Source organism: Streptomyces sp. NPDC032198, assembly GCF_040636975.1.
Lineage (GTDB): Bacteria > Actinomycetota > Actinomycetes > Streptomycetales > Streptomycetaceae > Streptomyces.
Genome location: NZ_JBEZVL010000005.1, coordinates 54410 through 80983 on the forward strand (window position 1 = coordinate 54410; position 26574 = coordinate 80983).

Genomic DNA, 26574 nt, shown 5'->3' on the forward strand with positions numbered 1-26574 from the left:
TGATCAGTTAAGGACGAACGCATATGTGTGGAGCGAAGGCCGGCGGACCCGACGCCTCGACGATCAAGCCCGGCGAGACCACCATCCAGGGCCAGGTGACCCGCGACGGCGAGCCCGTCAGCGGCTACGTGCGCCTGCTCGACTCGACCGGCGAGTTCACCGCCGAGGTCCCGACCTCGGCGACCGGCCAGTTCCGCTTCTACGCGGCCGAGGGCACGTGGACGCTGCGCGCCCTGATCCCGGGCGGCACGGCCGACCGCACGGTCGTGGCCCAGACGGGCGGCCTCGCCGAGGTCGCGATCGCCGTTTGATCTGACGACAGCGGTCACTGACGGCTGGAGGGCCGCACCCCAGGGGGTTGGACGCCACTGGTACGGGGTGCGGTCCTTCGGCTCGTGATCAGCGGGCGGGGGCTAGGGCCGATGGTGTTTGCCGTCCAGCTCGTCCCACCACTCGTCGGACTTCGGGTCTCCCGAGGGGTCGTCCCACCAGCGGTCCTCCGGGCCCCGGCGGTTCGCCACGATGGCGGCCAGCGGCGGGATCACCATCGCCACGACGCACATGCCGACGGCGACGGGGATGGACCAGAGCCGCACGACGCCCCACGCCAGGACGAAGAGGGCGATGCACGTGCCCATCATGGCGAAGTACGCATGGCGCCGTCGCGCGAACATAAATCCAGCGTACGACCGGGTCGCTCAGTACACGAGCGCCTGGGTGCCGTCCGTCATGGCCTCCTGCACGAACACCTGGGCGCCGGCGATCCGCACCCCGTCGATGACGTCCTTCTCGGTGATATCGCGGCGCGCCGCGCACTGCGTGCAGAGCGTGATCCGGCCCGCGGCCACGATCGAGTCGATCAGGTCGGGGAGCGGCGCCGCGTGCGGCAGCTCGAACTCCGCCGCGCGGCCCGGCAGCGCGAACCACGCCGACTCACCGGTCAGCCAGAGGGAGACCTCCACGCCGCTGGCCACGGCCACGGCCGCCACCGTGAACGCCTGCGAGCAGCGCTCGGGGGCGTCGGCCCCGGCGGTCACCTTGATCACGAGCTTCTTCGCCATGGCCGCATCGTAAGGCCACGCGGGGGAGCCACCCGTAAGGCCACCTCGCAGAGAGGTGCGGGCCGCGCACGACTAGAGTGGGAGCGGCTCTGATACCTGCCCCACTAGCTCACCCCATAGCTCACCGAGGAGCACCCCGTGCTTGAGGCCTTCTTCTCCGCCCTGCTGGTTCTGGTCTGCGTCGGCGTTCTCGCGTTCGCCGGACTGTCCGTGAAGAAGCTGTACCAGGGTCAGCGCTGAGCCCCGTACGTCCCGTACGCCACCTAGAGATCGCCTGAGCATCCCATGATCGAGATTCCGTCCGACCTGCACCCCGACCTCGTGCCCCTCGTGTGGCTCCTCGGCAACTGGGCCGGCGCGGGCGTCACCGACTTCCCCGGCGCCGAGAAGGCGAACTTCGGCCAGGAAGTGTCCTTCTCCCATGACGGGCGGGACTTCATCGAGTACCACTCGCACACGTGGGTGCTCGACGCCGAGGGCAACAAGGTCAAGCCGCTGGAGTCCGAGTCGGGCTTCTGGCGCATCGACAAGGACCGCAAGGTCGAGACCGTGATGGTGCGCGACGACGGCGTCGTCGAGGTCTGGTACGGCGAGCTCGCCGACCAGAAGCCGCAGATCGACCTGGTCACGGACGCGGTCGCCCGTACGGCGGCCTCCGGCCCGTACACCGGCGGCAAGCGTCTCTACGGGTATGTGAAGGGCGACCTGATGTGGGTCGGCGAGAAGCAGACCCCCGAGGTGCCGCTGCGGCCGTACATGTCGGCGCAGCTGAAGAAGGTCGTCTCGCCCGAGGACGTCGCCGAGATGGCGCGCGGCCTGGGCGACCTGCCGGACGACGGCATCGCGTTCTTCAAGTAGGTCATATGGCCGGTGGGCCTACACTGCGGGTGTGGCAAGCACCGACTCCGACTGGAAGAGCGACCTGCGACAGCGCGGCTACCGGCTGACGCCGCAGCGCCAGCTTGTCCTCGAAGCCGTCGACACCCTTGAGCACGCGACCCCCGACGACATCCTCTGCGAAGTGCGGAAGACGGCGTCGGGGGTCAACATTTCCACGGTGTACCGCACGCTGGAGCTCCTGGAGGAGCTGGGCCTCGTCAGCCACGCGCACCTGGGGCACGGGGCGCCGACGTACCACCTCGCGGACCGCCACCACCATCTTCACCTGGTGTGCAGGGACTGCACGAACGTGATCGAGGCGGATGTCTCGGTGGCCGCGGAGTTCACCGCGAAGCTGCGGGACACGTTCGGGTTCGACACGGATCTGAAGCACTTCGCGATCTTCGGGCGCTGCGAGGACTGCTCGGGCAAGAAGGAATAAGAACGCCTGTCGCAGGGTCGTAGTGTGGGTGAACATGAAGAGCCCCCTCCTGTCCCTGCCCGGCGCCGTCCCCGCCGAGGGCGTGGACGAAGGCGTCGCCGCCCACTACGGCGATCTGTTCCGTGAGCAGCGCGCCCTCGCCGACGGCACCGGTTTCGTCGACCTCTCGCACCGCGGCGTCGTCACCGTCTCCGGACCCGACCGGCTGAGCTGGCTGCACCTGCTGCTCACACAACACGTGACCGAGCTGCCCGTCGGCCGGGCCACCGAGGCGCTGATCCTCTCCGCGAACGGCCACATCGAGCACGCCCTCTATCTCGTCGACGACGGCGAGACGGTGTGGGCGCACGTCGAGCCCGGCACGCAGGACGCCCTGGTCGCATATCTGGAGAGCATGAAGTTCTTCAACCGGGTCGAAGTCGCCGACCGCACGGACGAGTTCGCGGTCGTCTACCTCCCGGCCGGTTCGATCGCCGCGGTCCCGGAAGGCATCGTCGTACGCGAGACGGCGCAGGGCCGGGATCTCTTCCTGCCGCGTGCGGCCCTGGAGTCGTACGCCGAGGAGAGCGGCCCCGCGATCGGCATCCTCGCCCACGAGGCACTGCGCGTGGAAGCGCACCGGCCGCGGCTCGGCTTCGAGACGGACCACCGCACGATCCCGCACGAGCTGGGCTGGATCGGCACGGCGGTGCATCTGCAGAAGGGCTGCTACCGGGGCCAGGAAACGGTCGCCCGCGTCCAGAACCTGGGCAAGCCGCCCCGCCGCCTGGTCTTCCTGCACCTGGACGGGAGCGAGGTGCACCTGCCGGTGGCCGGTACGGAGCTGCGCCTGGCCTCCGAGGGCGATGAGGGCCGGAAGCTGGGCTTCATCACCACGGCGGTACGCCACCACGAGCTGGGGCCGATCGCGCTCGCGCTGGTGAAGCGGAACGTGCCGCTGGACGCGGCGCTGAGCGCGGGCGGCACGGCGGCGGCCCAGGAAGTCGTGGTCGAGCCGTAGCGCGGGCGGCCGGGCCTCACATCTCCAGCAGCACCGTGAACGGCCCGTCGTTCGTCAGTGACACCCGCATCTTCGCGCCGAAGCGGCCGCAGGCCACCGTCGCGCCCAGCGAACGCAGTTGGGCGACGACCTCGTCGACCAGGGGCTCGGCGACATCACCGGGTGCGGCGGCGTTCCAGGTGGGCCTGCGGCCCTTCCGGGCGTCGCCGTACAGCGTGAACTGGCTGACGACCAGCAGCGGCGCGTCGATGTCCGAGCAGGACTTCTCGTCGGCCAGCATCCGAACGGACCAGAGTTTTCTGGCCAGTTGAGCCGCCTTCTCCTTGGTGTCCTCGTGGGTCACCCCCACCAGGACGCACAGGCCCTCGCCGTTGATCTCGCCGACCGTCTCGGGGCCGTTCTCGCCCTCGACGACGACGCTCGCCCCGTCCACCCTCTGCACCACAGCACGCATACGGCCCATCATGCCGTGCTCCGTATGGCCGGAACGCCCTGCGTCCGTCCGGCCGACTTGCGCCGGATGCGCCGCCCGGGAGGTTGGCCTGAACCCCCCATCTGGGGCCGATTGGGGGCACTCGCTCACATAGCGGCCACCGAGGGTGGCACCATGCACACACGCGGTGTACCGCGCCGGTCGAGGGGACGGTAGAGCCACATGAGCACACCAAGTACGGGACAGCCGCTCGGATCTGTGTCGCTGACCCGCATGAGCGCTGCGCGACGTACGAACGTGCCACGCCCGCCCACGCAGCGCACGGCCAGTGCGGTGCTGTCCGAGCAGCCCGGGCACGACCTCGCCGCGCTGCTCCTGCGGGAGCTGCGCGAGCTGCGCAGGGACGCGCAGCAGAACGAGGCGGACCTGAGCTACGTCCGGCGCCTGCTCCAGGGGCGGATCGACATCCTGCGGGCCGAGGTCGCGCGCCGCAGGGACCCGGCGGCGCCGGGTCCCGAGGGCACGGGTCCGGAGGCGCCGGTCGTGGACCGGCTCTCGGAGATCCTCACGGACGGGCCCGCCCGGCACCGCTCGTCGGCCCGCCATGTGACGCTGGGCACGCCGCACAGCGCGGAGTACGGCCTCCTGGCGACGGAGATGCTCGCCGAGGTGGAGCTCTCCGACCTGGAAGCCCGCACGGACGACGAGCTGCACACGGCCATGGGGCGCCTCACCCGCTACGAACAGCAGGTTTCCCGGCGGCGCCAGCAGCTGCAGCGCACGGCGGACGATTGCAGCGCGGAGATCGCCCGCAGGTACCGTGAAGGTGAAGCACAAGTAGACGACCTGCTCGCGTGACCCGGTGATCCCGGCTTCCGCGGGCGGCCGTCACGCCACCTCCGCCCCGGAAGGCCGAAGATGACCTCCACGTCCGCCGAGTCCGTCGCCACCCCCGTCATACCCCCGGTCCTCGCCGAGGTCGTACGTTCCGGCTTCGTCGAGGGCCGCCACAGGGGAAGCCTGGTGCTGCTCGCGGCCGACGGCAGTGTGGAGCTGGCGATGGGGGACGTGACGGCCCCCGTCTTCCCGCGGTCCGCCAACAAGCCGATGCAGGCTGCGGCCGTGCTGCGGGCGGGCCTGGAGCTGTCGGGCGAGCGGCTCGCGCTCGCCGCGGCGAGCCACTCCGGGGAGGGGTTCCACCGGGACCTCGTCCAGAAGATGCTGGCCGAGCACGGCCTGACGGCGGCGGACCTGCAGTGTCCGCCGGACCTCCCGCTCGACGCGGTCGAGGCCGAGACATATCTGGCAGCGGGTGCCGTTCGTGACCGGGTAACGATGAACTGCTCCGGCAAGCACGCGGCGATGCTGGCGGTCTGCGACCTGAACGGCTGGCCCGCGGACTCCTACCTGGACCCGCGGCACCCTCTCCAGCAGCTCGTCCTGAAGGTCGTCGAGGAAGCGGCGGGGGAGCGGGTGGCGGCCGTCGGCACGGACGGCTGCGGCGCCCCCCTGATGGCGATCTCCCTGACCGGCCTTGCGCGCGCCTTCCGGCACTTCGTCCTCGCCGCCGAGGAGACGGCGGAGCGCCGGGTCGCCGACGCGATGCGGGCCCACCCCGAGTACGTGGCCGGCACGCGCCGCCCCGACACCTGGCTCATGCGGGAGATCCCGGGCGCCCTCTCCAAGATGGGCGCCGAGGCGGTGCAGGCCTTCGCCCTGCCGGACGGCCGCGCCCTCGCCTTCAAGGTCGACGACGGCGGGATACGGGCCCTTGGCCCCGTCCTGGCCCGGGCGCTGAGCCTGGCGGGCGTGGAGGGCGACGTACTCGCCCGGGTCGGCAGCGCGCCCCTGCTGGGCGGTGCGGTCGAGGTGGGCGAGATCCGGGCGGCGTTCTAGCGCCTTTCCAGTCCGCGGGAGCGCGCCGACCGCGGACCGATGGCTGACCGGACTCCCGGCTCCCCTCCGGAGGGGAGCCCGGTCAACCAGCTCTGTCAGCCCGACTGGGCGAGCAGCAGGACGAGGAGCGCAGCCCCGACGCCGCTGATTTTGGTGTTCTTGGCCTTGATGCCCACGGTCAGCAGCACGAAGGCGACGATGCCCAGCGGCCCGTACTTCCACTGGATGAGCTGCTCGAATCCGATGGCGAGGGCAGCGATGGCGATGGCGATGAGCGGCATGACGTTCCCCCTTTCGGGACGGGGCGCCGAGCCCCGTCCCCTCCGGTCGGCAGCCATCCGATGAGCAACCACTGGGGCCAACCCCCTAAGGGCTCCTACCAGGTTGCCTAAGTTGGCTACCAACTCCACCTGAGTTATCTCCGTGGTGGCTCGATTTATAACCAGGTTCCGAGCAACTCCCCAAAGATGGCGCGAAGTTGTACTGTTTGGTTGTGAGCCCGGAACCTGCCCCCGTCAACGGGATGAAGAGGCCGCCAAGGTCGCACCACGAGGTGGCCGACGAGCTGCGCGACCGGATCAGGTCCGGGACGCTGCGGCCGGGGCAGCGCATGCCGACGCAGGCCGAGCTGGCCGACGAGTTCGGTGTCGAGCGCGGCGCGATACGCGAGGCGCTGCGCACACTTCGTGGCGAGAACCTGCTGGCGAACGTGTCCAAGGGGAGCCCCGCCACGGTCGCCGTCGGCTCGAAGCGGACGCTGTCCGGACCCGGCGGCGTACAGCCGCAGCCCACCATGGTCGGCCTCGCCCCGCGCATCGCCGCGGCGTTCGAGGCCCCCCACGTGGAGATCGACGCGCTCTGTCTGACCTCCATCTCGCTCACGATGGCGATCGGGGAACCGCTCCGCCAGATTCACGCCGGACAGCGCAAACCGGCCAAGGTCGACGTCCGGGTGCTGCTGCCGAGCCGCAGCATCGATCTCGCCTTTCCGGCACCGGTGGACAGCGGGGACGACGAGGACGGCCAGGTGCACAGGCGCTGGCTCGACCAGCGGAACGCGCAGGGGCAGGTGCTCCGCCACAACCTGCTCGCGCTGCGGGCCTCGCACGGCATCGACGTGAACGTCTCGTTCCGCGCGCTGCCGTTCACGCCGCCGGTGAAGTTGTATCTCCTCAACGGCTCCGAGGCGCTCTTCGCGTACTACACGCTGACCAAGCAGAGCGAACAGATCGACCACGAGTACCTGGAGATGTACGACGCCCAGGGCGCGCAGTCGATGCTCTTTCCCTTCCAGCAGGGCGACGGGCTGCGGGACACGACGTTCGTGGAGCAGTCCCATCTTTGGTTCAACGCGCTCTGGGGAACGATCAGTCAGGACCTGGAGCTGGCGCGGGGCTAGCTCCAGCCCCTGACGAGGGTGCTAGATGGCGGGGCCGGTCATCATCAGCGCGAGGACGACGGCGCCGATGGAGCTGCAGGTGGGGCTCTTCGCCTTGATCCCGACGGTCAGGAGCAGCAGTCCGACGATGCCGGTGGTTCCGTACTGCCACTGCACGAACTGCTCGAAGGTGATGGCACATGTTGCTGCGAGGAGGGCGAGGACGGCCATGATGGTTCCCCCTTCTGCCATCTCGGATGAGTTGGCAACCAACTTCACTTGAGTTGTCCCCACTTGGTCCCACTACATAAACAACTTCAAGACAACTGCCCTGAGATGGTGGGCAGTTGTATCGTCTGGTCGTGACCCAGGAGAACGTTGCAGTGAACGGCAGCAGAAAGCTCACTCCCCAGGACATCGCAGACGCCCTCCGCGACCGCATCCGCTCCGGCGACCTCAAGCCGGGCGACCGCCTCCCCACCCAGGCGGTGCTCGCGGAGGAGTTCGGCGTGGAGCGGGGGACGGTCCGGCAGGCGCTGAAGACACTGCAGGGCGACGGACTCCTGGCCAACGTGAGCAAGGGCAGCCCCCCACGCATCGCGGCGGAGCCACCGGTGTCGGCATCGGCGGGCGTGGAACCCCAGGCGTCGATGGTGAGCCTGGCCCCCCGCCTGTCGGGCGCGTTCTCGGAGCCGCAGGTGCGGATCGATGTGGTGTCGTATACGGCGGAGACGCTGATCCTGGCGCTCGGCGATCCGCTGCGCCGCATCCACGAGGGGCTCATCCGTCCCGAGTCGATCGACGTCCGCATCCTGCTGCCCAGCAGCGACATCGACCTTGCTTTCCCGAGGCCGGTCAACGGCAAGGGTGACGTGGACGGGAGGGTCCACCAGCGCTGGCTCGCCCTGCGCAACACGCAGGGCCAGGTCCTGCGCCACAACTTGCGCGCGCTGCGGGCCTCGCACGGTATCGACGTGGACGTCTCGTTCCGCGCGCTGCCGTTCACGCCGCCGGTGAAGCTGTATCTGCTGAACCAGCAGGAGGCGCTCCTGGCCTACTACACGATCGAGCGCAGCATGCTGGACCTCGGCAGCGCTGAGATGGAGGCGTTCGACGTGTCCGGACTGAGGTCGCCCCTGTTCTCCTTCGACAAGAGCGCGGCCCCGCGGGATGCCGCATTCGTGGAGGAGTCCCAGAAATGGTTCGACGCGCTCTGGGCAACGATCGCGACGGAGCTGACACTCTCTTAGTGACTCCTGATGCGAAGCAGACCGAACAGATGGCAGCGGAGATCGAAAACCTTCGCGATCTGATCGTTTCCCCACGTTTCGTGCTCTTCGACTTCGACGGGCCCATGTGCCGGCTGTTCGCCACGCACTCGCCCGAGCTGATCGCGGCGGGCATGGTGCGCGGGGTCGCGGAGCGGGGCCTGCGAGGACTGCTGACGGAAGAGGTGCTGAAGACAGCGGACCCTCAGATCGTCATGCGTGCCGTCGCCGCCCGGCACCCCGGCAGCGATCTGATCACCGAGATCGAGGAGCAGCTCACTCAGGAGGAGCTGAAGGCGACGGCCACCGCGTTCCCCACGCCGTACGCCGATCTGGTGGTGCAGACCTGGGTCAACGTCGACGCGCGGCTCGCCATCACCACCAACAACTCCGCACGTGCGGTGGCGAAGTACCTGGAGTCGCGGAACCTCACCCACTGCTTCGCCCCGCACATCTACGGCCGCACCCAGAACCTCGATCTGCTCAAACCGGACCCGTACTGCATCAAGCGTGCCCTGAGCGCCATGGGCGCCGCCCCCTCGGCCGCGCTGATGATCGGCGACGCCCCGACGGACTACGAGGCCGCGGTCCGGGCCGGAGTGACCTTCCTGGGCTACGCACGCAACGAGCGCAAGAAGGGGCTGCTGCGGGAGGCGGGGGTCAAGGGCGAGCACATCGTGAGCTCGCTCAAACCCGTGCTCGAGATCCTCCGTACGCGGGGGTGAGCAGCGGCAGGTCAGGAAGCCTGCGTCATGGAGAGCAGCAGGCCGACCGCGCCCAGTGCGATCCAGTTCGCGTTCCGCGCCCGGATGCCCGCGCGCAGCAGCACCAGACACAAGAGCCCCACCACTCCGAACCGCCACTGTACGAACTGCTCCAAGCCGAGGACCATGACGGCCGACGGCAGGGGGTCGATGACCATGATTCCTTCTCCCCCGCGATCAAATCCTCGCGATCATTCCAATTGGGCTGGATCCTTGGAGGAGTTGTCCCCGGTCGGGAACATCGATTAACCAACGGGCATATGACGCCGCACAGTTGACTGAAAACGGTCCGGTTGTCGGCCGGGAGGGGTACGGTCGCTGTGTGAGTGGCGAGGTGCTCGGAGCGGGAGGCAAGGAGTTCCAGCGCGTCCTCGACCGACTGCGCGAGCGGCTGTCCGACGGCACGTACGTGGTCGGCTCCCGGCTGGCCACCCAGCGGAATCTCGCGGGGGAGTTCGGTGTTTCGCGGGACACCATCCAGCGGGTGCTCCGTGTCCTCACCGGTGAAGGCTGGATCGAGGCCCGGCAGGGCAGCGGCGCACGCGTCGTCAAGGTGTCGAGGGTCCATTCGGCGGGCCCGGCGGCCGAGCGGGTCCACCTGGGAAAGCTCATCGACCAGACCTTCGAACGCCCTGAGGTCACGCTCGACGTGGCCCTGCTGACCTCCGAATCGCTCGATGCCCATGTCCGGCTGCAGGCTGACCGCATCCAGTCCCGGGAGATCCATCCGCAGCGGATCGCCGTCCGGGTGCTGCTCCCGTCGGAGTCGCTGTCGCTGCCCTACCCGCGGGCGAAGGGCAATCCGCAGGATCCCCGGCCGCAGGAGCGCCTGCGCTCCATCACCCGGGCCCACACCCAGTCGCTGCACCGCGTGCTGCGAGAACTGCAGAGCGAAGGCCTGGTGCCTTCCGTGACGGTGGAGATACGGCGGGTGCCCCTGGTGCCCACGTTCAAGCTCTACCTCCTGAACGGCGTGACGGCCCTCTACGGCCCCTACGAGGTGGTGGAGCGCCGCATTCTCCTGGACGACGGCGAGGAGGTCGAAGTCGTGGACGTCGTCGGCCTGGGTTCCGACCTGATCCACTACGTGAAGGACGGCGCTCCCGGGGCCGAGTCCCAGGGTTCGCGGTTCGTCCGTTCCATGGAGTCCTGGTTCAACTCCTGCTGGGAACTGCTCGCCGAGTAACGCCGGACGTACAGGCGCGTTACCTCCATGGCAACTCTCGCCCGAGTGCCGCCCTCGCGTCGCGCGGAACAGGGCGTGTCATTAGGCTGTGCGGCAATTTCGGGTACACGCGCGAGCATCAGGAGCAGCACGTGGCGATCAGCGCCTGGACGAACGGTTCTCTGGTCTTCCGTGCCGTCCGCCCTGTACTGCCCGAGCTGCCGGATCACCTGGTCACGCCGGCGGACCTGACGGCGCTGCGCTACACGGTCGGCGTACCGCTGGAGCGGTCCTGCGAGGACGGGAAACCGGTCGACTCCGCGCTGATCGCGTCCCTGGCCGAACTGCTGGCGCAGTTGGTCCTGGTGCGCAAGGAGTCGCTGGAGAGCCCCATCGGCGGCTGGCCGCACGACGAGAGGGACAGTGGAGGGTTCCTGCGGTCCCTCGCCCGGCACCTGCACGCGCGCGACGTGCAGTCCAATTGGACCGAATTCGGGGGTCTGTTCAGTGCCTTCGGGATCGCGTCGGACGCCCTGATCCAGTGCGCGGCGCGGGCGCCCTCGATGGCCAGGCGCCCGTACAGCCTCCTCAACACGGACCTGCGCCGGGCCACCGTCCTCCTCTCGTACGACCGGGAACAGCCGGTCAGCCTGGACTGGGCCCAGGCGACCTACGGCGACCCCGCCTACGACCTGGCGTCGCATGTCGTGCGCATGCGGTATCCCGAATTCCAGTGGCCTGACGTCATCGAGGCCTGGGTGTTCGCCATGCGCAAGCGCAGACCGTCGGCCGTCACCAGGGTCGGGAAGGACGTCTGGAGCTACATCGCCCTGGAGCAGGTCCGTGCCGTCCATCTCGAAGTGATGAGGGCGGCGCACTCCCTCGGGGAGACCCTCGACAGCACCCGGCTCGGCGTGGCGGCCGAATCCGTGCGGCAGTGCCTGCACGCGGCCGAGAAGGTGCTGGGCCTGACGTGTCTGCCCGATGTGAGCGTGGTCGAGCGGGCGCTCTTCCGCTGGCAGGCGGCCCGCATCGAGAGCCGGCACGCGTCGGCGGCCGGCGGCCCACCGACCGGCACCACCCTCTCCTGGCAGCCCGACGAGCGGGTGCCGGAACGCCCCGACTTTCCCCGCACCGCGGTTCTCCAGGCGCTGGCCGCCGAGGGCGCGGCCCAGCAGCACCGGGTGTTCAAGGGCACGGCCCACCTCAACACGGTGGTGCGGGTGGACGGCGTCGAACGCCCCGTCGTGGTGCGCCGGAAGGCGGGCGGCGTGCCGCGGCGCGAAAGCGGCTTCCTCAGCGAACACGCCGTACTCGCCGCCATCGAGAAGTCACGGGCCGGGGTCAGCGCGCCGAAGATTCTGGCCCTCGGCTTCAGCGACCGTGGCGATCCGTTCGCCGTCCATTCCTACGAAGGCCCGCTCGGCGGCGAGCAACCGCCGAACCACCCTGTCCACGGCCTGCTGCCCAGCGAGGCGGACAGCCTCGTGGACCAGCTCCACGCGCTGACCCGGGTCGACTGCCAGGGGCTCGATCCCGCCGCGTCGAAGACCAGCTTCTACGGCCGCCTCAGCGGGGAACTGGTCCGCTTCGTGCACTCGCTGCCCAAGGAGACCCAGCGGCAGGCCCGGTCCCGGGGGCTCCCGAACGGATGGCGGCTGCAGGAGATCCTCGGCAGACACGAGACCACGGTGCGCACCTCGGTGCTGCTCCACGGCGACCTCAATCCCTGGAACCTCGTGCGGGCCGAGTCGGGCGGCCGGCTCACCATGATCGACTGGGAGCTGGCGATGATCGGAGATCCCCTCTACGACCTGGTGCGTCATCTGCATCTCACGCCCACGCGGGTCGAGATCCGACAGCGCTTGTTCGAGCGGTGGGCCCGGGTACTCCCGCCCGAGTACACCAAGGGGTGGGAGAAGGACTGGCCGGTGTACCGGTGGATCGAGCTGGTCCGGTCCGCCTATGTGGACCTCGACCGGCTCGCGACCGGCGCCGCCCTGGACAGCCCGAACGTGCGGCGTGCGGTCGATTCGTACGGGATGACACTGGACGCGGCGAAGGCCTCACTCGGACTGCACCGGGCTCGTTCGGCCGTCGGGCCGTCCGCTAGGCCGTCCGCCTCCTGAACAGTGCCCCCGACGCTGCCGCCGAAGCCGCCAGGATTCCCGCGCACCACGTCAGGGCCACCCATGGCGTGTTGCCCACCGGCTGGGCGAGGAGCAGGCCGCGGAGGGATTCGATGACCTGCGTCACCGGTTGGTGGTCGGCGAAGGGGCGGAGCCAGCCGGGCATGGTGGAGGTGGGGACGAAGGCGCTGCTCGGGTAGGGGAGGAAGCTCACGAAGAAGGTGAAGCCGCCCGCCGCCTCCGGGGACTTGGCCAGGAGGCCCACCGTTGCCGAGAGCCAGGACAGCGCCAGGATGAAGGCGAGGAGGACGGCTGCCGCCGCCAGCCAGCCGGGCAGGGTTGCCGCCGGACGGAAGCCGATCGCGAAGGCCAGGGCCAGGACCAGGGTCGTCGCGATCACGTTGCGGGCCACCGAGGCGAGGACGTGGCCCGTCAGGATCTGCGGGCCGCCGATGTCCAGGGAACGGAAGCGGTCGATGATGCCGCCCTTCAGATCCTCCGTCACCGCCACCGCCGTGTTCGCCGAGCCGAAGCCGGCGCAGAGGAGCAGGACTCCGGGGACCACGTACGTGACGTACGACGAGGTGTCCGTCCTGATCGCGCCGCCGAAGAAGTAGACGAAGATCAGGAGCAGCATCACCGGGAGCGCCATCGCCGTGATCAGGGCGTCCACGTTGCGGAGGCTGATGCGGATCGCCCGGCCGGTCATGATCAGCGCTTCAGACATGGGTCATTCCCGGGGTGGGTGAGGGGGCCGTGGTCGGGGGCTTGCTCCGTGGGTCCGTGAGGCTCAGGAAGACGTCGTCCAGCGTGGCCGTGCGGAGCGTGAAGGTCGCGAAATCCGTGCGGTCCGGGTCCAGGTCGTCCAGCAGGGTGCGTACGTCCGCTGCCGTGCCGTCCGTCGGGAAGCCGAGCGTCAGGGTCTCGGGGGAGTGGTGCGTGGCCCGGCCGGACAGGCGCAGGTAGGCCTCGTGGGTGGTGAGCGACGCCTGTAGACGGTGGCCGGACACCAGGGACTTGAGGGCCGACGGTGAGCCCTGCGCCGCGATCACCCCCTCGTGCAACACCGCGATGTGGTCGGCCAGTTGATCCGCCTCCTCCAGGTACTGGGTCGTCAGGAAGACCGTCGTGCCGTGTGCCGTGAGGTCGCGCACCACCTCCCACATCTCCTGGCGGCTGCGCGGGTCAAGGCCCGTCGTCGGCTCGTCCAGGAAGATGACCTCCGGGTCGCCCACCAGGCCCGCCGCCAGGTCGACGCGGCGGCGCATGCCTCCCGAGTACGTGCGGACCAGGCGGTCGGCCGCTTCCGTGAGGTCGAAACGGGCCAACAGTTCAGCGGCCCGTGCGCGGGCCGCGGCGCGGGGCAGGCCCGCGAGCCTCGCCATCATGCGGAGGTTCTCCGCGCCGGTCTGCGTCTCGTCCACCGCCGCGAACTGGCCCGTGAGGCTGATCGCGCGACGGACCTCGCGACGCCCCGTACGGATGTCGTGGCCCGCGACCCGTGCCGTGCCCGTGTCGGGCGTCGTGAGCGTGGTGAGGATGCGGACGGCTGTGGTCTTGCCGGCGCCGTTCGGTCCCAGGAGCGCGTAGACGGTGCCGGGCGGGACGTGCAGGTCGATGCCGCGGAGCACGGGGATGGTGCCTTGGCCGCCGGATCGGCCGTAGGTCTTGGTGAGGGCTGTTGCCTCGATGGCTGGAGTGGCTGGAGTGGCTGGAGTGGCTGGGGGCGGTGGGGGCATCTGGGGCTCCTTTATTGCGTAAGGTCTACGCGTTACCGAGTAATGGTTACGCAGAACTACGATGTGCGTCAAGCACGGCAGCTCAGGAGGAGGCGACGGCGGGTCATGGCGGCGGACGAGGCGGCTGGTGAGGGCGCGCGGGGCGAGGGTGACGGCGTGGGGGGCTCGGGGCTTTCCGCGAGCCTCGAAACCGCCTGGGGGCTGCGCGAGCGGCCGTCGAAGGGACCCAAGCCCGGCCTGAGCCTGGATCGCATCGTCGACGCGGGCATCACCATCGCGGCCGCGGAGGGCATCGGCGCGGTCACCATGGGGCGTGTCGCCAAGGCGCTGGGCGCCTCGCCGATGTCCCTCTACCGGTACGTCTCCGCCAGGGACGAGCTGTACGTCCTCATGCAGGACGTGGCGACCGGGGCCCCGCCCGAGATGCCGACGGAGGTCACGGGGTGGCGGGCGCAGCTGGAGTGGTGGGCGCGGGCCCAGCGCGAGGTCTTCCGGCGCAACCTGTGGCTCGTACGCATCCCCATCACCTCGCCGCCCGTGTCCCCCCACTCCCTGGAGTGGATGGAGCAGGGCCTCGCGGCGCTCGACGGCAGCGGGCTCGAGGAGGCCTGGAAGCTCTCCGTGCTCATGCTGGTGGGCGGGTTCGTGCGCAACGAGGTCGCCGTCATGGCCGACCTGGACACGGTCATGAGGGCGGGGGGCAAGGAGCCCGACGAGGTGATGCGGCAGTACGCACGCACCATCGACGCCCTGACCTCGACCGCCCCCGAACGCTTCCCGGCGCTGCGGCGGACGCTCGCGACGGGGGTCCTCGACGTCGCGGACGCCGAGGACACGGAGTTCGAGTTCGGGATCGGTCGGGTGCTGGACGGGGTGGCGGTGTTGATCGGGGATCGGTGACGCGGGGGCTTGTTCGGTCAGGGGTGGCCGGACGCGGTGGCGTCGGCTGGCGGGAGTGAGCTGGCGGGAGTGAGCTGACGGGAGTGGGCTGGCGGGTGCCGGCCTCCGCTGGCGGCTTTCAGCTGACGGTTTTCGGGTGGCTCTTACGCGTACTGCGTCAGCCCCGACCGCAGCTGGCCGAAGGCCCGGTTCGCCGCCACCACCGCGTCCGGCCACACCGCTTCCGCGCTCTCGCCCGCGTCGATCCGGCGCCAGTTCTCCAGGGCGAGGATGCGCTGCACGGCGATGATCTGGCCGGCGGCCAGGCGCGCGGCGAGCGCTTCCGCGTCCGATGCCTCCTCCGATGCCTCCTTCGATGCCGACCCGTTCGGTGCCTTCCTGGACGCCTCGCTCAACGCCTCGCCCAGCGCTTTCTCCGACCGCTCCTGGTACCCGTACAGCCGTGCCACCAGGGACGGCGTCCCGTACAGCAGGCGGTGGAAGGCGAGTACGTGGACGTTGTCGCACAGGCCGGTCACCGGGTCCTGGCGCTCCAGGCCGTCGAGGAAGTGGCGCTGCAAGGTGTCCAGGGGGGAGCGCTTCGGGGGGCGCCCGGCCACCACCCGAGCCGCCTCGTCCACGTGGTCCGCGAACCGGTGGAGTACGAGGTCCTCCTTGGCCGGGAAGTACCGGAACAGGGTCGGCTTCGAGATGTCGGCGGCTGCCGCGACCTCCGCGACCGGCACCTTCTCGAAGCCCTTCTCCAGGAAGAGGGCGATCGCCGCGTCGGAGACCGCCTGGTACATCCGCTGCCGCTTTCGCTCGCGCAGGCCGGGGGTGGGGCCCGCATTTTCGTCCGTCATGGCGGGAGGGTACCGCATCGCTGAGTCGCGGTAACGAATGTAACCTGGGAACGAATTTAACTCGGTTACATTATTCTCGATCGTATGACGCGACTCGACGAAGCCCTGGCCCAAGAACGCCGCTTCCACGACACCTGCCGCGCCGCCCTCACCGGCATGGTCGACGGCGCCGAGGAGCAGGTCGTCAGCGGAGCCGATGTCTCCGCGTCCGGCGCCGACGCCGAAGTCCTCGGCTACCAGTTCCGCAGCCACGCCAAAGCGATGCGCGAACTTCCCGAGGCTCCCCTCTTCTTCGGTCGTCTCGCGTTCGCCGCCGACGGTCCCGAGGCCGCCGAAGCCGGTGAGCACCGCGGGCAGAGCTACCACATCGGCCGCCTCCGCATCAGCGAACACCCCTCCGCCCCGCCCCTCGTCGTCGACTGGCGCGCCCCCGTTTCCCGCGCCTTCTACCAGGCGGGATCCCGCGACCCCCAAGGCGTCGCCGTCCGCCGCCGCTTCGGCTGGGCCCCCGGCAGCAAGGGCGACTCCGCCGACCTCACGGGCCTGGAGGACGAGCCGCTGGCCGCCGCCACGTCGGACACCCTCACCGCCGCCACGCCGCACACTCCCGCCGGACCGGACACCCTCACCGGACCGGACACCCTCACCGGACCGGACACCCTCACCGGACCGGAGACCCCGACCACGCCGGACGACCCCACCACCCCGACCCCACCACCCCCGCACGGCAGCCGCATCCTCGCCGGAGAGATCGAGCGCCCCCGCGTCGGCCCCATGCGCGACATCGCCGCCACCATCCAGCCCGAGCAGGACGACCTCGTCCGCGGTGAACTCACCGCATCCGTCTGCGTCCAGGGCGCCCCCGGCACCGGCAAGACGGCCGTCGGCCTGCACCGCGCCGCGTACCTCCTCTACACCCACCCCCAGCGCGTGCAGCGCGCCGGACTCCTCATCCTCGGCCCCAACCGCACCTTCCTCCGCTACATCGCCGAGGTGCTCCCCTCCCTCGGCGAGACCGGCGTCCGGCAGTCCACCGTCGCGGACGAGATCGCCAGGGACACGGCACCCGTACGCGCCCAGGACGGTGAGGCCGCGGCGAGCGTCAAGCACGACGCCCGCATGGCGGAGGTCCTGCGCCGCGCGCTCTACTCGCGCGTCGCACCACCCGCCCGCTCCATCGCGGTGCCGGACGGTTCGTACACCTGGCGGGTCGCCCTCGACGAGCTGGATCGGATCATCGCGGACGTGCGCACCGAGGAACCCCCGTACGCCGTCGGGCGCGAGCGCGTGCGCACCCGTGCCGTCCGGCACATCCAGGAGCAGGCCGAGCGCCGCGCCGGGGCCGTGAACAACGCCTGGCTGCAGAAGATCTCCCGCGCCCGTTCCGTCTCGGCCTTCGTTGACGAGGCCTGGCCCAAGGCGCGGCCCGAAGAAGTGCTCGCCGCCCTGCTCGCCGACCCGGAAGCGCTGGCCGCCGCGGCCGACGGCATCCTCGACGCCGACGAACAGCGGGCGATCGGCTGGGCCAAGCCCCCGCGCTCGTACAAGTCGGCCAAGTGGTCCGCCGCGGATCTCGTCCTGCTCGACGAGATCGCCGGACTGCTCGAACGGCCCGACGGCTACGGCCACATCGTCGTCGACGAGGCGCAGGACCTCTCCCCGATGGAGGCCCGTGCGATCGCCCGCCGCGCCGACTTCGGCTCGCTCACGGTTCTCGGGGACCTCGCGCAGGGGACCACCCCGTGGGCCGCCCGCGGCTGGCCCGAACTCCTCGCCCACCTCGGCAAACCCGACGCCTCCGTCACCCCTCTGACCATCGGCTTCCGCGTCCCGAAGGCGGTCGTGGGCCTCGCCAACCGCGTCCTCGCCTCGCTCGACGTCGACGTACCGCCCGCTCGGTCGCTGCGTACGGACGGGGAGTTGAGGATCCGGGAGGTGCGGGACGTGGGGGCGGCCACCGTCGACGCGGTGCGGGCCGCGCTGGTCCGCGAGGGCTCCGTCGGCGTCATCGCCGCCGATGCCGACGCCGCCGGCCTGCGCGCGGCACTCACCGCGGCGGGGATCGAGAGCGCGGGCCCGGACGACCTGGGCGCACGCGTGACGGTGTTGCCGGCGTCCATGGCGAAGGGGCTGGAGTACGACCATGTGGTGGCCGTCGAGCCCGCCGCCATCGCGGAGGCGGAACACCGCGGGCCCAGCCGTCTCTACGTGGTCCTGACCAGGGCGGTCTCCCGGCTTGACGTGCTGCACAGCAGGCCGTTGCCCTGGGAGGGATGAAGGCCTCCCGCCCTCACTTGGATGCCGTTGCGGTTATATAGCCACGGAGGTATGTTCGGGATATGCCCATACCGTTCGACGTCCTCGCCGAGCCGAGCCGCCGGAAGATCCTCGACCTGCTGCTGGAGCGCCCCCATCTGGTCGGCGAGATCACCGAGCGGGTCGGTCTGAGTCAGCCCGGCACGTCCAAGCACCTGCGGGTCCTGCGCGACGCGGGGCTCGTGCGGGTGCGGCAGGACGCGCAGCGCCGCTGGTACGAGCTGCGGCCCGAGCCCCTCGCCGAGCTCGACGCATGGCTCGCGCACTACCGGCACCTCTGGGCGGGCCGGCTCGACGCCCTCGAACGGCACCTCGACGTCATGGACGGTGAGTCCTGATGACGATGACCATGGACGCTGAGTCCTGATGAACATGGACGGTGACTCCTCATGAACCCGCACTCCGACACGCTCACCCCCACCGACGGCGGCCGGAACGTCCTGCGGATGGAGCGCCGCCTCGCGCACCCGCCCGCCACGGTCTGGGCCGCGATCACCCGGCCCGAGCACCTTGCCCAGTGGTTCCCCTCCGAGGTGGCCCTGGAGCTGCGGCCCGGCGGCGCGATGGGCTTCCACTTCCCCGGTGACGAGGGCCCTGGCATGACCGGCGAGGTCACCGACGCGGACGAGCCCCGCCTCTTCGCCTTCACCTGGGGCGACGACCACCTGCGCTGGGAGATCGTCCCGGACGGCCCCGACGGCCGCGGCTCGCTCCTGACCCTCGTCCACACCTTCGGCGACCGCTTCGGCGCCCCGAGCTTCGCCGCGGGCTGGCAGCTGTGCGTCTCGGCGCTCGGTCAGTTCCTCGACGGCGGGCAGGCCGAGGTGAGCCGGGACGCGGGCGAGCTGCACGAGGCGTACCTGGAGCAGTTCGACCTGGGCCACGGGCAGGTCACCGACGACGGCATCCGCTTCGAGCGGCAGCTGGTGCGGTCCGCCGACGCGGTGTGGGCCGAACTCTGCTCGGGCGAGGTGCCGTTGGAGGGCGACACGGCACCCGATGGCTTCCTCGCGGACGGCGTGTCCGCGGGACCGGTCACCGCGCTGCGGGCGCCGGTGTCCCTCACGTACGCCGTGCATCCCAAGGGTGAGGTGCGCTGGGAGTTCGGCGAGGGCACGGGCTACGGCACCCGGCTCGTCCTCACGCAGAGCGGTCCCTTCGACAGCGACGCGGCCACGGACGAGGCGCTCGCCGCCTGGCACGCCCGCATCGAACGGCTTGCGGGACAACTCCTGGAGGGCTGAGGGCGGGCTCTGTCGTGCTGACGGGGTCAGTCCGCGAGCACCGCTTCCATGACCGCCTTCGCGATCGGTGCCCCCAGCTTGCCGCCGGCGATCTCCGAGCGCGGGATGTTCATGTCCTTCGGGTCCACGAACACCGCGACCGCCACCGGCGACGAACCGTCGTCCTGCTTGGCGTACGAGACGAACCAGGCGTACGGCCGCTCGTCGTTGACGTTCGAGCCGTGCTGGGCGGTGCCGGTCTTGCCGCCGACCGTGACACCGTCGATCTGCGCCTTGTTCGCCGTGCCCTTCTCGACGGTGTTCTCCATCATCTCCTGCACCTTGCCCGCGGTGTCCTCGGAGACGGCCTGGCTGAGCTCCTCCGGCTTCCCCTTCTCGATCGTCGAGAGGTCCGGGCCGCGCAGCTCCTCCACCATGTACGGCTTCATCACCTTGCCGTCGTTGGCGATGCCCGCCGCGACCATCGCCATCTGCAGCGGCGTACTGGTCACGCTGCCCTGGCCCATGCCGGTCAGGGCGGTCTGCGGCTTGTCGAGGCCGTCCGGGTAGCTGCTCGCGGACGAGCGCACGGGGACGAACTGCTGCTTGTTGAAGCCGAACTTCTCCGCCGTCTCGCGCATGTCGTCGTCGCCGACCTTGAGCGCGGCGTCGAGGAAGACGTTGTTGCACGACCACTGCATGCCGACCTTCAGGGAGGCCTTGTTGCAGGGGGCGCCCGGCACGTCGTTGCCGATCGTCGTCGAGCTGAGCGGCAGTTTGTAGGGGGTCTTGGCGCCGGTGGGCTCGTCGATGTCGTCGATCGCGCCGTGCTCCAGGGCGGCCGCCGCGGTGAGGATCTTGAAGGTGGATCCGGGCGGGTAGATCTCACGGAGCGCCCGGTTGGAGAGCGGCTTGTCCTTGTCCTTCCTGAGCTGCGTGAACTCCTTGCCCTCCTTCGCCGAGATCCCGGCGAAGACCGAGGGGTCGTACGAGGGGGTGCTCGCCATCGCGAGCACCTTCCCGGAGCGCGGGTCGAGCGCGACGACCGCGCCCCGGGCGTTGAGGTCCACCAGGCCTTGGTAGGCGGCCTTCTGGGCCTTGGGGTCGATGGTCGTGATGACGTCGCCGCCCTGGCGCTTCTCCCCGGTCAGCATGTCCAGGGTGCGGCGGATGAAGAGCCGGTCGTCGTCGCCGCTGAGCACGTCGTTCTCGACGCCCTCCAGGAAGGTCGCGCCCTGGGCCTGCGAGAAATAACCGGTGACCGGCGCGTACATGGGGCCGTCCTTGAAGACCCGCTGGTACTTGAAGTCGGTGCCGCTGACTTCCTTCGAGCCGGTGATCGGCTTGCCGCCGACGATGATGTCGCCCCGGGGGTGGGAGAAGGCCTCGATCTGGACGCGCCGGTTCTTGTCGTCCTTCGCGAGCGACTCGCCGTCGACGAACTGCACCCAGTTCGCGCGCAGGAGCAGGGCGAGCGTGAGTATCCCGCAGAAGACGGCTATATGACGCAGCGGCTTGTTCATCCGGCCCCCAAGACCCGCGAAACCAGTAGGCAATAACGCCTCATCATGCGCACGGATTTACGGATCTATCCGATGTTGTTGCCGAATGGTCACACTCGAACCGAGGCCCGGCGCTCCCTTCGAAGGACCTCGATCACGCTCGCGTAGCTGTCGGAGCCGTGCCCGGCGGCGCTCGTCCGCTCCATGGTGGCCTTCAGGAGTTCCGGCAGCGCGTTGTCGACACCGCGGTCGGCCGCCGCGTGGATGAGGTGCCCGATCGCCGCGATCTGTACGTCGACGGTGGCGTCGTCGCCCGGATAGTGCCCCGCGTCCACCTGGGGCGCGTACGTCTCCAGGAACCCGGCGACCGCGTGCCGCATCCAGCGGACGGCGACCGGGGTGAAGTCCGTGGCCCGGGTCGCCTCCGCGCCGACCAGGGCCGTGCCGTGCAGCCAGCCGGTGAACGTGGACCACATCAGGCCGAGCAGGGCGGCGTCGTAGAGCGAGGCGCGGCCCGTCTCCGCGCCCAGGTACAGCGGGTCGCCCAGTGCGGCGAGGGCGGGGCGGTACGTCTCGAACACCTCGGCCGAGCCGCTGTAGAGGAACATCATCTCGGGGCTGCCGACACCCGGCGGCGTGGTCATGATCGCCCCGTCGAGGTAGCCGAGCCCCAGCGAGCCGGCCCACTTGGCCGCCGCTTCGGCCTGCTCCGGGGAGCCGGAGGTGACGTTGACCAGGGCCTTTCCGGCGAGTGGCCCGGTGGGGGAGCCGCAGCGGGCCGACGCGGCGACGGGGTCCAGGACGGCGTGCAGGGCGGTGTCGTCGAGGACACAGGCGATGATCAACGGGCTTGCGGCAACGGCCTCTTCGGGGGTGGCGGCGAGGCGGGCGCCCCGGGCGACGAGGGGCGCGGCCTTGGCGGGGGAGCGGTTCCAGACGGTGGTGGGGTGGCCGCTCGCCAGGAGGGTGGCGGCGAGGGCGGCGCCCATGGTGCCGAGGCCGATGACGGTGACCGGGGTTTTGTCGGCAGTGGGGGTGGTGTTCGTGTTCTCTGCGTGTGTGTTCTCTGCTGTGTTCTCCGCGTTCATGGGGACCACGCTCGCAGCGGGCGGCGGCGCCGGACAGTGACAGGGGTGACGGTGGCCACCAAATTCCTGCCAGGTCCCGGCGCGGCTTACGCTCGGCGCATGAGCGCTGGTTCCGTGGCCCTGGTCGTGACCGAGGAGATGGCGATCCCGTCCTGGGATCTGTACGAACTGAGCATCCCCTGCACGGTGTTCGGGAAGCCGCAGCCCGATCTGTCGGACGAGTGGTACGACTTCCGGCTGTGCAGCGCGCCCCGGGGCGAGGGCGGCTTTGACTCCCGCTCCGGCCTCACGGTGCGTACCCCGTACGGCCTCGACGACATCGTCGGGGCGGACACGGTCATCGTCACGTCCGTGCCGGACGCCTGCGTGGAGGAGGGCCGCCCGCTGCCCGAAGGCCTGGCGGCGGCGCTGCGTCGCGCGTACGACGCGGGTGCCCGCATGGTCTCCCTGTGCACCGGCGCCTTCGCGCTCGCCGAGGCGGGGCTGCTCGACGGCCGCAGGGCCACCGCGCACTGGATGCACACGGCCCAACTGGCGGCCCGCTACCCGAAGGTGGAGGTCGACGACTCCGTCCTGTACGTGGATGACGGCGACGTCCTGACCAGCGCGGGCGTGAGCGCGGGCCTCGACCTGTGCCTGCACTTGGTCCGCCGCGACCTGGGCGCGCACGTGGCCAACCAACTGGCCCGCCGCATGGTCGTCCCCGCTCACCGCCCGGGGGGCCAGGCCCAGTTCATCGATCTCTCCGTCCCCGCGACGGACGACGAGGGCCTGGGCCCCGTACTCGACTGGGCGCGTGCCCGCCTCGACCGGCCCCTGACGGTCGACGACCTGGCCCGCCGCGCGTCGATGAGCCCGCGCACCCTCTACCGGCGGCTCCAGGCGGCCACCGGCACGACCCCGCTCCAGTGGCTGCTCAACCAGCGCCTGGCCCGTGCCCAGAGCCTCCTCGAATCGACCTCTGCTCCGATCGACAAGATCGCCGAACTGAGCGGCCTCGGTACGGCGAACAACCTCCGGCACCATTTCCTCAAGCAGGTGGGGGTGTCACCGGGGGACTACCGGCGGGCGTTCGGTGCCGACGGGGTGCGGGCGCGGGTGTAGGCGTCGGTCCCCGGTAGTAGGTCCAGCGCCCCATGCGCGTCACGTGGGCGCTGACTAGGGTCCGTGATCATGCGGAACACGGAGATGGTTCGACGTGAGGGCCCGGAGCGCAGGCGCGAGACGCTGGAGCGCCTCGACCGGGAGCGGGACATCTGGCTGTCGACGGCCCACCCGGAGCACGGGCCACACCAACTGCCCCTGTGGTTCCGGTGGGACGGCCGGGCACTGTGGATGTGCACCGGCGAGTCATCGGTGACGGTCCGCAACGCGCGGAAGGAACCCCGGGTGCGCCTCTCGCTGCCGGACACCTCCGATGTGGTGCTCGTGCAGGGCGAGGCGGAGTGCTTCCCGGCGCGGGAGGTTCCGCAGGACGCGGGGGACGGGTTCGCCGCCAAGTTCGGCTGGGACCCGCGCGAGGCGGACGGCTCCTACGTGTATCTGCGCGTGACGCCGCGGACGGTCCGGGCCTGGCGCGGCGAGCACGAACTGAACGGCAGGGTCCTCATGCGGGACGGGGCGTGGCTGGCGTAACCCGCGCCCCCACGCCCCGCACCCGGGGCCGTTCTACTTCTCGCGCGGCTGGTTGAACCGCAGCATGTTCCCGGACGGGTCGCGGAAGGCGCAGTCGCGGACGCCGTACGGCTGGTCCATCGGCTCCTGCAGCACGTCGCCGCCCGCGGCGCGGATCCGCTCGAACACCGCGTCGACGTCGCTGGTGCGGAAGATGACGCCGCGCAGCATGCCCTTGGCCATCAGCTCGGCCACGGCCTGCCGGTCGGCGGCCGAGGCGTTCGGGTCGGCGAGCGGGGGTTCAAGGACGATCTCCACGTCCGGCTGCGAGGGCGACGCGACGGTCACCCAGCGCATCCCCTCGAAACCGACGTCGTTGCGCACCTCGAAACCGAGCACGTCGCGGTAGAAGGCGAGCGCCTTGTCGTGGTCGTCGACGGCGATGAAGCACTGAGCGAGGTTGATTTCCATGCGTACGACGCTACGGACCCGCGTCCGGTTTCGCTTCTCCGTTCCTGACCGGCCGGGTCTGGATCTTGGCGACGCAGGCGGGGATGGCGGCGCTGTCGCCGTGGTCGCGGGCGCGGTAGGTGCTCGGGCTCTCGCCGACCAGTTCGGTGAACCGCGAGCTGAACGAGCCGAGCGACGTACAGCCGACCGCCATGCAGACATCCGTCACCGACAGGTCCCCGCGCCGCAGCAGCGCCTTGGCGCGCTCGATCCGGCGGGTCATGAGATAGCTGTACGGCGTCTCGCCGTAGGCGGCGCGGAAGCTGCGCGAGAAGTGCCCCGGCGACATGAGGGCGGCCCGGGCCAGCGCCGGGACGTCCAGGGGCTCCGCGTAGTCGCGGTCCATCCGGTCGCGGGCCTGGCGCAGGCGGACCAGGTCGGAGAGAGACACAGACACACGAGCAACGTTACCGACCGCCGGGGATCGGGGCCGGTAACGCGGGGGAGAGGGGAGAAGAGGGGGAGAGAGGGGAGAGGGGTCAGGCCGCGGGGCAGAGCGCGGCGGGGGCCACGGTCGCGTGCACGGGGTGGGCGGTGAGTGCGGTGGCGGTGGGGCTGGTGCAGGCAGTGGCTGCCGTGCCCTGCGCGCGGTTCCGGGCGAAGACGACCAGCCGCAGCACGGCGAACCGTGCGACTCCGGCGAGCGCGGAGGCGGAGAGGTAGACGACCTGTTCGAGCATCGCGCCGGGCGCCGCCACCAGTTGCTGGAGGACCAGCATGGACAAGCAGGTCACCGCGTACGCGGCCGCCGCGGACCCGGCGGACTGCGCATGCTGGCGCCCGGTCGCCCGGCCGCCCGCACCGAAGGTGAAGCGGGCGTGCAACTCGGTGGCCAGGAGCGTGGAGACCACGGTGATCAGGGCGTTGGCCAGGGCCCAGGGGAGCCAGGAGGCGAGGGCCGCCACGGCGAAGCTGGAGGCGACCCCGACCCCGCCGCCGCAGAGCACGAAGCGGGCGAAGGCGGTGAAGGCGCCGGGTGCCACCGACTGCGGAGTCCGGGCTGACTGCGCCGACTGCGCCGACTGCGCTGCATGTGCTGTCTGCATGATCCGACCCCTTCCTCTTCCTCTTCTTCCTCTTCTTCTTGACTGACTCGTGCGGGCCCGTGAACTCGTCGCTCAGGCGGCGTCGAGGGCCTTGGTGATCTTGCGGGTCATCTCGGCCATGGCGGGGCTGGGCGCGCCCCGGTGCGGCCGGGCGGCCGCCGCGAGGGCGACGACGACGGTGCCGCGGAAGTTGTCGGCCTCGTTCGGGTCCTGCTTGGTGAGCAGGTCCATCGCCTCGGTCAGGGCCGGCAGGACGTGATCGGCGAGCTCCGCGACGGACTTGCCGGGCAGCTTGATGTCCTTGCTCTTCGCGGCGAGCACGTGACCGACCGGGCCGGTCGCCGAGGCCAGTGCGATGCTGCCGTGGGTAGCGGCCTTGTGGGGCGAGCCGGCGGCGTCGGCGGCGGCAAGGAGCGAGACGGCGCCGTACGCGGCGGTGCGGAGGGTGGCTTTGTCCTGGGTGGTGAGGGCGAGAGACATGGTGGTTGCTCCTTCTGCTCGGTGTCCCGAACGGTTGCCTTGCTCTGTTGAAGTGGTGCCATCGTGGCACACGCGTGGTGCCATGTCGAGTCATTATTGGCGTCATGGGTGGCGTTGCGGGTGCCGTGCATCGGCCGCGCTCCGTAAATGAGCAGGTCAGTGGGCGGCTCTACTTGGCGCCAACTCGCCCAAAATCCCGCGGTACTTCATCTGCGGCCCCGGGGGGGGGGGGGCCTCGGCTGGTGCCGAATGGTGCGCCGTGGCACCGACTGGTGCCACTGGGCGCCACTCGACGCGCCGGCGCCCCGCCGCGCGCGATCAGTGGCGTAGCGCACTTTTGCAAGCAGGCGCTTGCAATAGTTAGCAAGGGGCGGGCAGTATCGACGCATGGCATCACTCAACGTCGGCAATCTCGGTGAGTATCTGCGTGAGCAGCGGCGCAATGCGCAGCTCTCGCTCAGGCAGCTCGCCGACGCCGCCGGGGTGTCCAATCCGTATCTGAGCCAGATCGAGCGCGGCCTGCGCAAGCCGAGTGCCGAAGTGCTGCAACAGGTGGCCAAGGCGCTGCGGATCTCCGCCGAGACGCTGTATGTCCGGGCCGGGATCCTCGACGAGAAGGAGCGGGACGAGCTGGAGACGCGCGCCGTCATCCTCGCCGACCCCTCCATCAACGAGCGGCAGAAGCAGGTCCTGTTGCAGATCTACGAGTCGTTCAGAAAAGAGAACGGCTTCGAGGTCTCCGAGTACGCCGACGACTCGGCGTTCACGGACGAGGCCTCGTACGCAGATGACGTGGACACCACCGCTGACGGCCCCCGCACGGCCGACGGCAGTGATGCCGGTACCAAGGACCACCCCTCAAGCTGACCGAGCTGACCGAGCTGACGCGAATCCGGGAG

At 70.3% G+C, this 26574-nt stretch carries 33 protein-coding genes; 18 read left to right on the plus strand and 15 right to left on the minus strand.

All coding sequences use genetic code 11. The features are described 5' to 3' along the window. Positions 1-23: 23 nt before the first annotated feature. Positions 24-311 carry a DUF1416 domain-containing protein gene (locus tag AB0E78_RS14240; protein WP_160505842.1) on the plus strand — a complete coding sequence of 96 codons (288 nt, stop codon included), beginning with the start codon at positions 24-26 and terminating at the stop codon, positions 309-311. Positions 312-413: 102 nt separating this feature from the next. Here AB0E78_RS14240 and AB0E78_RS14245 read toward each other — a convergent pair whose 3' ends face one another. Both AB0E78_RS14245 and AB0E78_RS14250 read right to left on the minus strand, forming a co-directional pair. Beyond that, positions 414-674 carry a DUF3099 domain-containing protein gene (locus AB0E78_RS14245; protein ID WP_361831904.1) on the minus strand — a complete coding sequence of 87 codons (261 nt, stop codon included), beginning with the start codon at positions 672-674 and terminating at the stop codon, positions 414-416. A 24-nt stretch (positions 675-698) separates the two neighbouring features. Then, complete coding sequence (locus AB0E78_RS14250) at positions 699-1061, minus strand: DsrE family protein (RefSeq protein WP_361831906.1); 363 nt, start codon at positions 1059-1061, stop codon at positions 699-701. A 285-nt stretch (positions 1062-1346) separates the two neighbouring features. Here AB0E78_RS14250 and AB0E78_RS14255 point away from each other — a divergent pair, with 285 nt between their 5' ends. From AB0E78_RS14255 to AB0E78_RS14265, 3 genes are read left to right on the plus strand one after another with little or no spacing between them, the layout of a single operon-like run. Beyond that, complete coding sequence (locus AB0E78_RS14255; protein ID WP_249589121.1) at positions 1347-1919, plus strand: FABP family protein; 573 nt, start codon at positions 1347-1349, stop codon at positions 1917-1919. A gap of 31 nt (positions 1920-1950) precedes the next feature. Next, positions 1951-2382, plus strand: a complete 432-nt coding sequence (locus tag AB0E78_RS14260; RefSeq protein ID WP_361831908.1) for a transcriptional repressor — start codon at positions 1951-1953, stop codon at positions 2380-2382. Positions 2383-2416: 34 nt separating this feature from the next. Continuing rightward, complete coding sequence (locus AB0E78_RS14265) at positions 2417-3382, plus strand: folate-binding protein (protein ID WP_361831910.1); 966 nt, start codon at positions 2417-2419, stop codon at positions 3380-3382. 16 nt (positions 3383-3398) lie between these two features. On the opposite strand, the gene dtd is transcribed toward AB0E78_RS14265, so the two are convergent. Next, positions 3399-3836, minus strand: coding sequence for a D-aminoacyl-tRNA deacylase (gene dtd, locus AB0E78_RS14270; protein WP_361831912.1), 438 nt, complete (start codon positions 3834-3836; stop codon positions 3399-3401). 201 nt (positions 3837-4037) lie between these two features. On the opposite strand from dtd, the gene AB0E78_RS14275 reads away from it, so the two are divergent. Further along, entirely contained in the window at positions 4038-4673 is a 636-nt protein-coding gene (locus AB0E78_RS14275) for an ABC transporter substrate-binding protein (protein WP_361831914.1), read from the plus strand. A gap of 60 nt (positions 4674-4733) precedes the next feature. Beyond that, a complete protein-coding gene (locus tag AB0E78_RS14280) occupies positions 4734-5711 on the plus strand; it encodes an asparaginase (RefSeq protein WP_361831916.1) in 978 nt (325 codons plus the stop codon). 95 nt (positions 5712-5806) lie between these two features. Here the strand turns inward: AB0E78_RS14280 and AB0E78_RS14285 are convergent, their stop codons facing one another. Next, on the minus strand, positions 5807-5992 hold the full coding sequence (locus AB0E78_RS14285; protein ID WP_361831918.1) for a hypothetical protein: 186 nt from the start codon (positions 5990-5992) through the stop codon (positions 5807-5809). A 206-nt stretch (positions 5993-6198) separates the two neighbouring features. Between AB0E78_RS14285 and AB0E78_RS14290 the strand changes: the two genes are divergently transcribed. Further along, positions 6199-7110 (plus strand): GntR family transcriptional regulator, encoded by a 912-nt coding sequence (locus AB0E78_RS14290; RefSeq protein WP_361831919.1) that lies wholly within the window; start codon positions 6199-6201, stop codon positions 7108-7110. A 21-nt stretch (positions 7111-7131) separates the two neighbouring features. Here the strand turns inward: AB0E78_RS14290 and AB0E78_RS14295 are convergent, their stop codons facing one another. Further along, positions 7132-7320 (minus strand): hypothetical protein, encoded by a 189-nt coding sequence (locus AB0E78_RS14295; protein ID WP_361831921.1) that lies wholly within the window; start codon positions 7318-7320, stop codon positions 7132-7134. A gap of 125 nt (positions 7321-7445) precedes the next feature. Here AB0E78_RS14295 and AB0E78_RS14300 point away from each other — a divergent pair, with 125 nt between their 5' ends. Continuing rightward, positions 7446-8339, plus strand: coding sequence for a GntR family transcriptional regulator (locus AB0E78_RS14300; RefSeq protein ID WP_361832770.1), 894 nt, complete (start codon positions 7446-7448; stop codon positions 8337-8339). Continuing rightward, positions 8288-9082 carry an HAD hydrolase-like protein gene (locus AB0E78_RS14305; protein WP_361831923.1) on the plus strand — a complete coding sequence of 265 codons (795 nt, stop codon included), beginning with the start codon at positions 8288-8290 and terminating at the stop codon, positions 9080-9082. The genes AB0E78_RS14300 and AB0E78_RS14305 overlap by 52 nt, the downstream gene beginning before the upstream one ends. A gap of 11 nt (positions 9083-9093) precedes the next feature. Here AB0E78_RS14305 and AB0E78_RS14310 read toward each other — a convergent pair whose 3' ends face one another. Then, positions 9094-9279 carry a hypothetical protein gene (locus AB0E78_RS14310; RefSeq protein WP_361831925.1) on the minus strand — a complete coding sequence of 62 codons (186 nt, stop codon included), beginning with the start codon at positions 9277-9279 and terminating at the stop codon, positions 9094-9096. Positions 9280-9443: 164 nt separating this feature from the next. Here AB0E78_RS14310 and AB0E78_RS14315 point away from each other — a divergent pair, with 164 nt between their 5' ends. Further along, a complete protein-coding gene (locus tag AB0E78_RS14315; protein WP_361831927.1) occupies positions 9444-10307 on the plus strand; it encodes a winged helix-turn-helix domain-containing protein in 864 nt (287 codons plus the stop codon). A gap of 86 nt (positions 10308-10393) precedes the next feature. Next, complete coding sequence (locus tag AB0E78_RS14320) at positions 10394-12415, plus strand: phosphotransferase (RefSeq protein WP_361832772.1); 2022 nt, start codon at positions 10394-10396, stop codon at positions 12413-12415. On the opposite strand, the gene AB0E78_RS14325 is transcribed toward AB0E78_RS14320, so the two are convergent. Next, entirely contained in the window at positions 12396-13142 is a 747-nt protein-coding gene (locus AB0E78_RS14325) for an ABC transporter permease (protein WP_361831929.1), read from the minus strand. The two genes, AB0E78_RS14320 and AB0E78_RS14325, sit on opposite strands and share 20 nt — an antisense overlap. Continuing rightward, positions 13135-14154: an ATP-binding cassette domain-containing protein gene (locus tag AB0E78_RS14330; RefSeq protein ID WP_361831931.1), complete on the minus strand. Its 1020-nt coding sequence runs from the start codon at positions 14152-14154 to the stop codon at positions 13135-13137. The genes AB0E78_RS14325 and AB0E78_RS14330 overlap by 8 nt, the downstream gene beginning before the upstream one ends. A gap of 105 nt (positions 14155-14259) precedes the next feature. Here AB0E78_RS14330 and AB0E78_RS14335 point away from each other — a divergent pair, with 105 nt between their 5' ends. Next, on the plus strand, positions 14260-15054 hold the full coding sequence (locus AB0E78_RS14335; protein WP_361831933.1) for a TetR/AcrR family transcriptional regulator: 795 nt from the start codon (positions 14260-14262) through the stop codon (positions 15052-15054). A gap of 143 nt (positions 15055-15197) precedes the next feature. Here AB0E78_RS14335 and AB0E78_RS14340 read toward each other — a convergent pair whose 3' ends face one another. Then, positions 15198-15896, minus strand: coding sequence for a TetR/AcrR family transcriptional regulator (locus AB0E78_RS14340; protein ID WP_361831934.1), 699 nt, complete (start codon positions 15894-15896; stop codon positions 15198-15200). An 84-nt stretch (positions 15897-15980) separates the two neighbouring features. Here AB0E78_RS14340 and AB0E78_RS14345 point away from each other — a divergent pair, with 84 nt between their 5' ends. From AB0E78_RS14345 to AB0E78_RS14355, 3 genes are all read left to right on the plus strand, one after another. Beyond that, positions 15981-18173: an AAA family ATPase gene (locus tag AB0E78_RS14345; RefSeq protein ID WP_361831936.1), complete on the plus strand. Its 2193-nt coding sequence runs from the start codon at positions 15981-15983 to the stop codon at positions 18171-18173. A gap of 62 nt (positions 18174-18235) precedes the next feature. Further along, positions 18236-18550 (plus strand): metalloregulator ArsR/SmtB family transcription factor, encoded by a 315-nt coding sequence (locus AB0E78_RS14350; protein WP_361831938.1) that lies wholly within the window; start codon positions 18236-18238, stop codon positions 18548-18550. A gap of 51 nt (positions 18551-18601) precedes the next feature. Further along, entirely contained in the window at positions 18602-19456 is an 855-nt protein-coding gene (locus tag AB0E78_RS14355) for an SRPBCC family protein (RefSeq protein ID WP_361831940.1), read from the plus strand. Between the two features lie 26 nt (positions 19457-19482). Here AB0E78_RS14355 and AB0E78_RS14360 read toward each other — a convergent pair whose 3' ends face one another. Then, a complete protein-coding gene (locus AB0E78_RS14360) occupies positions 19483-20958 on the minus strand; it encodes a penicillin-binding protein 2 (RefSeq protein WP_361831942.1) in 1476 nt (491 codons plus the stop codon). Positions 20959-21047: 89 nt separating this feature from the next. Then, complete coding sequence (locus AB0E78_RS14365) at positions 21048-22025, minus strand: NAD(P)-binding domain-containing protein (RefSeq protein WP_361831944.1); 978 nt, start codon at positions 22023-22025, stop codon at positions 21048-21050. 99 nt (positions 22026-22124) lie between these two features. Here AB0E78_RS14365 and AB0E78_RS14370 point away from each other — a divergent pair, with 99 nt between their 5' ends. Together AB0E78_RS14370 and AB0E78_RS14375 are read left to right on the plus strand one after the other, a co-directional pair. Continuing rightward, the gene (locus AB0E78_RS14370; RefSeq protein WP_361831946.1) at positions 22125-23129 is read left to right on the plus strand and encodes a helix-turn-helix domain-containing protein; all 1005 of its coding nucleotides are present in this window, start codon (positions 22125-22127) and stop codon (positions 23127-23129) included. Positions 23130-23198: 69 nt separating this feature from the next. Beyond that, positions 23199-23660, plus strand: coding sequence for a pyridoxamine 5'-phosphate oxidase family protein (locus tag AB0E78_RS14375; protein WP_361831947.1), 462 nt, complete (start codon positions 23199-23201; stop codon positions 23658-23660). Between the two features lie 33 nt (positions 23661-23693). On the opposite strand, the gene AB0E78_RS14380 is transcribed toward AB0E78_RS14375, so the two are convergent. The 4 genes from AB0E78_RS14380 to AB0E78_RS14395 form a co-directional block, all read right to left on the minus strand. Further along, on the minus strand, positions 23694-24110 hold the full coding sequence (locus AB0E78_RS14380; protein WP_361831949.1) for a VOC family protein: 417 nt from the start codon (positions 24108-24110) through the stop codon (positions 23694-23696). Between the two features lie 10 nt (positions 24111-24120). After that, positions 24121-24540 (minus strand): helix-turn-helix transcriptional regulator, encoded by a 420-nt coding sequence (locus AB0E78_RS14385; RefSeq protein WP_361832774.1) that lies wholly within the window; start codon positions 24538-24540, stop codon positions 24121-24123. An 88-nt stretch (positions 24541-24628) separates the two neighbouring features. Next, positions 24629-25195: a hypothetical protein gene (locus AB0E78_RS14390; protein WP_361831951.1), complete on the minus strand. Its 567-nt coding sequence runs from the start codon at positions 25193-25195 to the stop codon at positions 24629-24631. A 72-nt stretch (positions 25196-25267) separates the two neighbouring features. After that, positions 25268-25675, minus strand: coding sequence for a hypothetical protein (locus AB0E78_RS14395; protein WP_361831953.1), 408 nt, complete (start codon positions 25673-25675; stop codon positions 25268-25270). 387 nt (positions 25676-26062) lie between these two features. On the opposite strand from AB0E78_RS14395, the gene AB0E78_RS14400 reads away from it, so the two are divergent. After that, the gene (locus tag AB0E78_RS14400; protein WP_361831955.1) at positions 26063-26542 is read left to right on the plus strand and encodes a helix-turn-helix transcriptional regulator; all 480 of its coding nucleotides are present in this window, start codon (positions 26063-26065) and stop codon (positions 26540-26542) included. Positions 26543-26574: the final 32 nt, after the last annotated feature.